Origin of the sequence: Agromyces binzhouensis, assembly GCF_004135055.1 — a bacterium.
Classification (GTDB): Bacteria; Actinomycetota; Actinomycetes; order Actinomycetales; family Microbacteriaceae; genus Agromyces; species Agromyces binzhouensis.
On the sequence record NZ_SDPL01000190.1, the window covers coordinates 1 to 5769 of the forward strand.

A 5769-nucleotide genomic window follows, 5' to 3' on the forward strand; every position below is an offset into this window, starting at 1 on the left:
GGCCTCGTCGCGGTCGCCGCGCTGGTGGTCCCGGTGGCCGTGGGCTCACCGGCCGTGGGCGCGCCCGTGGTGGCGAAGCGGCCTCCCCTGGGTGACCCGGGCTGCGCATCCGCGCCGTCGGCCGGAACGCCGGTCAGCCCGATCGCCGCTGGATCGCCGTCCGGTCCGTACGCGACACCGGGGCTCGCGCTGCCGACCTGGTCGGACACGCAGTGGGCGCCCGCCGAGTACAACGACACCATCCAGCTCGGCGACGTCGACGGCGACGGGCTCTCCGAGCTGTTCGGCCGGACGGCGAACGGCCTCGACCTGCAGGGGTTCGACCACGACACGGGCCAGTGGCTGCCACTGGGTTCCCTGGACGCGGCACCGTTCAGCGACGCCGACGGCTGGACCGAGGCACGCTACTACGAGACCATCCAGACCGGCGACATCGACGGCTTCGCCGGCGTGGAGGTGTTCGGTCGCAGCGCGCACGGCGTCGTCGTCCAGTCCTTCGATCCGGACTCCCACTCGTGGGTGTCGTACCCGACGCTGGACCGGTTCACCGACTCCCAGGGGCTCGACCGGGCCGAGTACTACAGGACGTTGCAGTCGGCCGACATCGACGGCTCACAGCGTGCATCGGTCCTCGGCCGCACCCCCGGCGGCGTGAAGGTGTTCCAGTACCAGCCGTCGCCGGCCGAGGCATCCGCGGGCACGTGGGCGGAGCTGCCGACGCTCGACACGTTCATCGCGCCGCACTGGGACGAGCCCGAGTACTACTCGACGTTGCAGGCGGCGGACCTCGACGGCGACGGGCGCGACGAGGTGCTCGCGCGCAACCGCGGCGGACTGGAGGCGTACACGTACGATCCCGTCGCGAAGTCCTGGACGGAGCTGCCGGTCCTCGGCGATCTCAGCGACGCCGACGGCTGGAAATCGGAGGCGCGCTACTCGACGATCCAGACGGCGGATCTCGACGGCGACGGGGCCGCGGACGTGCTCGGTCGCGGGAAGGACGGCATCGTCGCGTGGCGGTTCGTCGACGGCTCCTGGGTTCCGCTGCCCGACCTGACCACCGACTTCACCGATGCGGGGGGATGGAATCAGGCGAAGTACTACGTCACGATCCAGACCGGAGACATCGACGGCGACGGCGCCGCCGAGCTGATCGGTCGCGCCTCCGACGGCCTGCACACCTGGTCGCTGCACACCTCGAAGCGCAAGTGGGTCGAGCTCGGCGCCTCCGGCCCGTTCCCGGACGACGCCGGATGGCACCGGGAGATGTCCTACTCGACGATCCTCGTCGGCGAGATCGGCCTCACGTCGCAGGTCGGCGGCTCCTCCCGCATCCCCGACCCGCGTGCCGAGGTCATCGGGCGCGGGCCGACGGGCGTGCAGACGTACCGTTGGAACACGAAGGGCCTCGCGTGGGAGAGCCCGTCGGCCGTGTTCCCCGACTACAGCACTGGGGCGGCGGGCAAGGCCTACGACCAGCTGAACTCCATGTTCGGCGGCACGATCGACCCCGGCTTCGACCTCCGCACCGCCTATCAGACGGCCGATGACGGGGCGTTCACGTGCTGGACGACCACGATCACGGCGCTCACGGCGAGCCAGCTCGGCGTGGCAGCGAGCGTCTGGACGCCCATGCAGGCGCAGTTGCTCGCCGAGATCGGTGCCGCGAAGGGTGTGGCGGACTGGTTCGAGGTCGTGCGCGGCCGGATCACCGACATGATCGCGCTCAAGAGCTTCGACGCGACGACCACGCGCCTGCAGTATTCCGAGAGCTCCAAGGCGAGCCTCGAGGCTTCCGTCTTCAACATCTTCGGGGGAGTCATCAGGTCGGCGGCGGTCGCGGGCGGACCCGCAGGTTCGGCCGTGGGTGGGCTCGTCGCTACGGCGATCTCGGCGGGCGTCGGATTCGCGACGTCACCGACCACGGGCGAACTGCAGGGCGACTACCTCAAGATCGAGGCCGGCCTCGAGACGTCGTACCAGGACGCCCTCACCGGCAACGGGAACGCTCGCGCGGCCGTCGCCGCCGACTACGGCCGCCTGACGGCCGGCGACCTCCTCATCGAGGCCCTCGTCTGGGCGGAACCGCAGGCGGACGTCGAGGCCCGCATGACGGCCGCGTCGCTGCGCTCCTACACGATCTCCACGTGGCAGATGCTGACGCCCGCGATCTGGAACGTGTACGCGGCCGGCGACGACACCGAATACTGCTCGAATGCGCAGGGTGCGTGCTGGGGACTGTACGACGGCCTGTTCCTCCACGTGAAGGACGAGTTCGTCCACCAGTTGTTCCATTCGCCCGCCTCCAGCTGCGCGACGACCTGGAATTTCGATACCTGCAACCTGGATCAGAGCAAGGAGGACGTCTTCCGCGGGCTCGACGGGTGGGACATCCCCTGCCGATCCGACGAGTACTCGGCCGCTGGGTGCCCGCCCGGGGCGTGATGCGGGTCACCACCCGCTGCGCCTCGGCGTGTGCCCGTCGCGGGCGTCCTCGGGCATCGGCATCTCGGCGCGGAGGCCGAGCAGCCGCACCGCCCGCGAGGCGTCGCGCTTGGCCGCGAGCTCGAGCACGTGCGCGAGCACCTCGTCGGGGTCGGTCGTGGGCGGGCTCATGCGCCGGCTGAACGTCTTCGTCGTGAACGGGACGTAGCGCACCTTCAGGGTGAGGCCGATGACCGGGCGACCCTCCGCGGCGACGTCGGCCATCACCCGCGTGACGAGGTCGCCGAGCGCGGACTCGACCTGCTCCGGCTCGGTGAGGTCCCGCTGGTACGTGGTCTCGCGGCTGTGGCCGCGGGCCACCCACGGGGTGTCGTCCACCACGCGCGTGCCCTCCCCGCGACCGAGCTGCCGGTACCACGGCCCCATCCGCGGACCGAACTCGGCGACGAGCACCTCCGGGTCGGCGTCGGCGAGCTGGGCCACGGTCTCGATGTCGTGCGCGGCGAGCCGCTTCCCGATGCGTGATCCGATGCCCCACACGGCCGTCGCCGGCCGCTCGCCCATGACCGCCATCCAGTTCGCCGCCGTGAGTCGGAACACGCCGCCGGGCTTGCCGAAGCCCGTGGCGACCTTCGCACGAAGCAGGGTGTCGCCGATGCCCACGCTGCAGTGCAGTCCGGTTCGCTCGAGCACCTCGCGCTGCAGGTCTCGCGCCGTCGCCTCGGGGAAGGCGACGTCGACGCCGACGAACGCCTCGTCCCACCCGAGCACCTGCACGACGGCGCCGGGGTGCGCCCGCAGCGTTTCCATGACCTCGGCGGATGCCGCGGTGTACGCGGGCGCGTCGACCGGGAGGATTACCGCGTCCGGCGCCTTCCGGGCGGCGATCCGCAGCGGCATCCCGGACCCGACGCCGAACTCGCGGGCCTCGTACGACGCGGTCGAGACGACGGCGCGCTCGGTCGGGTCGCCGCGCCCGCCGACGATCACGGGCCGGCCGGCGAGCTCCGGATGCCGTAGCACCTCGACCGCGGCGATGAACTGGTCGAGGTCGACGTGCAGCACCCAGGCGTGCGCGCGTGCCCCCATGCAGCCAGACTCGCGCCGCTCGGGCGCGGCCCGCAAGTACAGGAGGTCGACACACCCGCACAACCTCTTGCACTCAGGAAGCATTCAGGAGGACAGTTGGCAGCAACGGAAGGAGAATCGATGAGTTTCCTCGCATTCCTGCTCCTCGGCCTCATCGCTGGAGCGATCGCCAAGCTGATCCTGCCCGGAAAGCAGGGCGGCGGCTGGTTCATCACCCTCTTGCTCGGCGTCATCGGCGCCCTGCTCGGCGGATGGCTCGGCAGCGTGCTGTTCGGCGTCGGCCTCGAGGAGTTCTGGGACCTCAGCACCTGGCTGCTCGCCATCGGCGGCGCCATCATCGTGCTGCTGATCTACGGACTCATCGTCGGTCGGAAGAAGTCCTGACCCACGAAGCTCCACCGGACGGCCCGGTCGACCTCGCGTCGACCGGGCCGTCGGACGTCCGGAGGGCCGGTTCGGCGCGGTCAGCCGGCGGGTGACCGGGATCCGTGCGTCGGCGGCACGACGATGGTGGGGCAGCGCGCGTTCGTGACCACCGCGTGACTGACCGATCCCAGGAACAGCCGGCGCACGGGGCCGAGCCTGCGCGAGCCCACGATCACGGTGTCGTGATCCTGCGCCCGCCGGAGGAGCATCGCCGCGACGGGACCGGATTCGACGTGCGTCACGATCTCGAGGTCGGGGTGCTCGTGCCGGGCGGGGGCGAGTGCCTCCTCGAGCTCCTCGACGTCGTCGCCGACCGTGTGCGATCGGGAGCCGACGTGCATCGCGTGCAGCGCTTCGCCGACGGAGACGGCGTACGCGGCAGCGAACCGGCACAGGTCCCGGGCGGCCGGCCCGTGGTCGACGGCCACGAGGACTCCCGAGCGGGGCCGCACGTCGCCGGTGGGGATCACCGCGACGGGGCCGCCGGCCATGCCGCAGAGCCGCACCCCGAGGCGAGAACTGTGCCAGAACTCGTCCGTCCGGCCGTTCTCGGCACCGACGACGACGAGCCGGTCGTCGCCCGTGCGATCGCAGAGCGCGTCGCCGGGCTCATCACGCAGCACCTCGAACGCGACGTCGAGCGAGGGATGCTCCGACCTGACCCGCGCAACTGCGGCCGCGGCCTCGGTCTCGGCGACCCTGACGAGCTCCGCGGTCTCGCGATCGTCCCCGGCGATGGAGTTCGGGTCGACTGTGCGCAGGAGCTCGAGGGACCGCGCGCCCTCCGGTTGCCGCTCCGCCCGGCGGATGGCCCAGGCCAGCGCCGTCTCGGCGGTCTCGCTTCCGTCCCATCCGACGACCGTCGTCTCGTGCATGTCGTGCCTCCGATCCGCGTTCCACTCCGAGGCTGCCCGATCCGGCCCGCCGACGGGGAGCCGAAGGTCCGCCGGGTCGCGGACCGGTCAGCCCGCGGTGCGGGCGTCGGCGAGTTCGACGAAGCGGCGCAGCATCCGCTGCGGTTCGGTGACGGATGCCGAGTTCACGCGGTCGCGCAGCGTCTCGAGTTCGTGCGCCGGGAAGTAGCCGTGGTGCCGGTACACCCGGGCGCGGGCGATGAAGTCGGCCGCGGAGACCTCCGGGTGGAACTGCGTGGCGTACACGCTGGTCCCGGCACGGAAGACCTGCACCGGACATCCCGCCGAGCGGGCGAGGTGGACGACGTCGTCGGGCAGGCGGCTCGTGGCCTCCTTGTGGCCGACGAGGGCGTCGAATCGCGCGGGCAGCACGCCCACGAGCGGGTCGCTCCGGCCGGCGTCGGTGAGCGTGACCTCGACGGGGGCCGCCTCCTCGCCGTAGAGCGTCCCGACCTCGCCGCCGAGGACCCGCGTCAGGATGCCGATGCCGTAGCAGGTGAACAGCACCGGATGGTCGGCGGCAAGCGCGCGCTCGGCGAGGCGGGCCAGGTCGGCCTCGACCCGGAGCTGCGTCGCATGCTTGCCCTGCTCGGGTGTGGTCACGTTGTACGGGCTGCCGCCGACGACGATCCCCGCGTACCGGCGCGGATCGAGGTCGCCGATCGACTCGACGTCGAGTCGCACGTGGTCGAGCCGGCCCGCATCGAGGCCCGACGCGCGGCGCACCGACTCGTACTCGGGGCCGACCGCCTCGACCTCGGGTCGTGCGGAGAGGAAAAGGAAGTCGCGCGGCCCGGTCATCGGCGCTTGCCGCCCTTCCGCCGACCCTGGGCGCCCGCCCTGCGGGCGCCGCCGGCTCCGCCGCCGTGCCTCCCACGTGCGGTGCGTCCCGATC

General features: G+C 71.9%; 5 protein-coding genes. 2 read left to right on the forward strand and 3 right to left on the reverse strand.

All coding sequences use genetic code 11. The features are described 5' to 3' along the window. Positions 1–2445 (forward strand): FG-GAP repeat domain-containing protein (locus ESO86_RS10250; RefSeq protein ID WP_165307617.1); only part of this gene is annotated, 2445 nt, incomplete at its 5' end. A 6-nt stretch (positions 2446–2451) separates the two neighbouring features. Here the strand turns inward: ESO86_RS10250 and ESO86_RS10255 are convergent. Continuing rightward, entirely contained in the window at positions 2452–3534 is a 1083-nt protein-coding gene (locus tag ESO86_RS10255) for a DNA polymerase IV (RefSeq protein WP_207207087.1), read from the reverse strand. A 120-nt stretch (positions 3535–3654) separates the two neighbouring features. On the opposite strand from ESO86_RS10255, the gene ESO86_RS10260 reads away from it, so the two are divergent. Next, positions 3655–3918 (forward strand): GlsB/YeaQ/YmgE family stress response membrane protein, encoded by a 264-nt coding sequence (locus ESO86_RS10260; protein ID WP_129234808.1) that lies wholly within the window; start codon positions 3655–3657, stop codon positions 3916–3918. Positions 3919–3998: 80 nt separating this feature from the next. Here the strand turns inward: ESO86_RS10260 and ESO86_RS10265 are convergent, their stop codons facing one another. Both ESO86_RS10265 and ESO86_RS10270 read right to left on the reverse strand, forming a co-directional pair. Beyond that, positions 3999–4835 (reverse strand): universal stress protein, encoded by an 837-nt coding sequence (locus ESO86_RS10265; protein WP_129234809.1) that lies wholly within the window; start codon positions 4833–4835, stop codon positions 3999–4001. A gap of 87 nt (positions 4836–4922) precedes the next feature. Then, positions 4923–5675 carry a glutamine amidotransferase gene (locus tag ESO86_RS10270; protein WP_129234810.1) on the reverse strand — a complete coding sequence of 251 codons (753 nt, stop codon included), beginning with the start codon at positions 5673–5675 and terminating at the stop codon, positions 4923–4925. Positions 5676–5769: the final 94 nt, after the last annotated feature.

What these genes read in the sequence shown, in the direction of transcription:
- ESO86_RS10265 (WP_129234809.1), bottom strand. Translation starts at nt 4,835, where the DNA reads ATGCACGAGACGACGGTCGTCGGATGGGACGGAAGCGAGACCGCCGAG.
- ESO86_RS10270 (WP_129234810.1), bottom strand. Translation starts at nt 5,675, where the DNA reads ATGACCGGGCCGCGCGACTTCCTTTTCCTCTCCGCACGACCCGAGGTC.
- ESO86_RS10260 (WP_129234808.1), top strand. Translation starts at nt 3,655, where the DNA reads ATGAGTTTCCTCGCATTCCTGCTCCTCGGCCTCATCGCTGGAGCGATC.
- ESO86_RS10255 (WP_207207087.1), bottom strand. Translation starts at nt 3,534, where the DNA reads ATGGGGGCACGCGCGCACGCCTGGGTGCTGCACGTCGACCTCGACCAG.